This is a genomic window from Sandarakinorhabdus sp. (assembly GCF_031422795.1).
Taxonomy (GTDB): domain Bacteria; phylum Pseudomonadota; class Alphaproteobacteria; order Sphingomonadales; family Sphingomonadaceae; genus Sandarakinorhabdus.
Map to the genome: position 1 here is coordinate 1 of NZ_JANPML010000293.1, position 2118 is coordinate 2118.

Genomic DNA, 2118 nt, shown 5'->3' on the forward strand with positions numbered 1-2118 from the left:
GGAGATCACGTTGGTCGGCACGAAGGCCGACACGTCGCCGGCTTGCGTTTCGATGATCGGCAGCGCCGTCAACGAACCCGTCTTGCCTTTGACCTCGCCCTTGGTAAAGGCTTCGACGTAGTCGGCGTTCACGCGGGCGGCGCGCTCGAGCAGGCGGCTGTGGAGATAGAACACGTCGCCGGGGTAGGCTTCGCGACCCGGCGGGCGGCGCAGCAACAGCGACACCTGGCGGTAGGCCACGGCTTGCTTGGACAGGTCGTCGTACACGATCAGCGCGTCTTGCCCACGGTCGCGGAAGTACTCGCCCATGGTGCAGCCCGAGTAGGCCGACACGTACTGCATGGCCGCCGACTCCGAAGCCGATGCCGCCACGACGATGGTGTACTCCATCGCGCCGGCTTGCTCCAGCGAGCGCACCACGTTCTTGATCGACGACGCCTTCTGGCCGATGGCGACGTAGACGCAGGTCATGTGTTGACCCTTCTGGTTGATGATCGTGTCGATCGCCACCGCGGTCTTGCCGGTCTGGCGGTCGCCGATGATCAGCTCGCGCTGGCCACGGCCCACGGGCACCATCGAGTCGATCGACTTCAGGCCGGTCTGCACGGGCTGGTCCACGCTCTTGCGCGCGATCACACCCGGGGCGACCTTCTCGATCACGTCGGTCATCTTGGCGTTGATCGGGCCCTTGCCGTCGATCGGCTGGCCCAGCGCGTTGACGACGCGGCCGAGCAGCTCGGGGCCGACCGGCACTTCCAGGATGCGGCCCGTGCACTTCACGGTGTCGCCTTCGGAGATGTGTTCGTACTCACCCAGGATCACCGCGCCGACCGAGTCTCGCTCGAGGTTCAGCGCCAGCCCGTAGGTGGGCTGGCCGCTCTTGGTGGGCGGGAATTCCAGCATCTCGCCGGCCATCACTTCAGACAGGCCGTGCACACGCACGATGCCGTCGGTGACGGACACCACGGTGCCCTGGTTCTTGATGTCGGCCGAGGCACCCAGGCCCTCGATGCGGCTCTTGATGAGTTCGGAGATTTCTGCGGGATTCAGGTTCATGACGGTCCTTTTGCGCGTTGGTGCACTAGTCAGTACTAGGCGGTGAGCGCGAGCTTCATCTGTTCAAGACGGGCCTTGACGGAGGTGTCCAGCACCTCGTCGCCGACGACGACACGGATGCCGCCGATCAATTCAGGCACCAGCGCTACGGTGGGGTTGAGCTTGCGGCCGAAGCGCTTTTCCAGCGCCGCCGAGACCTCGGCCAACTGCGCCGCGTCGATCGGGTAGGCGCTCTGGATCAGGGCGTCGGAGACACCGCCTGCCGTGTTCACCAGGGCATGGAACTGCGCCGCGATCTCGGGCAGCGCCTGCAGGCGGCCGTTGTCGATGACGGTGCGCAGGAGGTTGGCAACCTTGCTGTCCAGCGTACCGCCCGCCACACCGGCCACCAGGTCGAACACCTGAACCGCGTCGGCCTTCGGGTTGTCTGCGAACTGGCGGATCTGCGTGTGCGCTGCCACGTCGGCGATCGACTGCAATTGGGCAGTCAGCGCGGAGGAGTTCGACCCGGCCGACTGGAACAACGCTTCGGCGTAGGGCCTGGCGATGGTTGCCAACTCGGCCATGTCAGAGCTCCGCTTTCAAGCGGCCCAGCAACTCGGCGTGAACACCGGCATCGACTTCGCGGCGCAGGATCTGCTCGGCGCCCTTGACGGCCAGGCCGGCGACCTGTTCGCGCAGCACCACACGGGCCTTGACCGACTCCTGCTCGGCCTCGACGCGCGCCGCGGCGATGATCTTGGCGCCCTCTTCAGACGCCCGGCCCTTGGCCTCTTCGACCATTTGCTGCGCCAGCCGCTCGGCATCGGCCAGGCGCTTTGCCGCGTCGTTGCGGGCGGCCGAGAGCTGCTGCTCGACGCGCTGGTTGGCCGAAGCCAGATCGGCCTTGGCCTTGTCGGCCGCCGACAGGCCCGCCTGGACCTTGGCAATGCGCTCGTCCAGCGCCTTGGCAATGGGCGGCCAGACAAACTTCATCGTGAACCCGACCAGGATCAGGAACACGACCATCTGGAAAAACAGTGTCGCGTTGATGCTCACGTGATACCTCGCATGCGTGAAGGA

3 protein-coding genes are annotated in these 2118 nt (G+C 66.0%); all 3 read right to left on the minus strand.

Translation table 11 applies throughout. The annotated features are described in order from the left end of the window. Positions 1–1056: F0F1 ATP synthase subunit alpha (gene atpA, locus RMO81_RS10580; protein ID WP_310475822.1), on the minus strand; the 1056-nt coding region annotated here is incomplete at its 3' end. Positions 1057–1091: 35 nt separating this feature from the next. Further along, positions 1092–1622: a F0F1 ATP synthase subunit delta gene (locus RMO81_RS10585; RefSeq protein ID WP_310475823.1), complete on the minus strand. Its 531-nt coding sequence runs from the start codon at positions 1620–1622 to the stop codon at positions 1092–1094. A gap of 1 nt (position 1623) precedes the next feature. Further along, the gene (locus RMO81_RS10590) at positions 1624–2094 is read right to left on the minus strand and encodes a F0F1 ATP synthase subunit B (RefSeq protein WP_409049609.1); all 471 of its coding nucleotides are present in this window, start codon (positions 2092–2094) and stop codon (positions 1624–1626) included. Positions 2095–2118 lie beyond the last annotated feature (24 nt).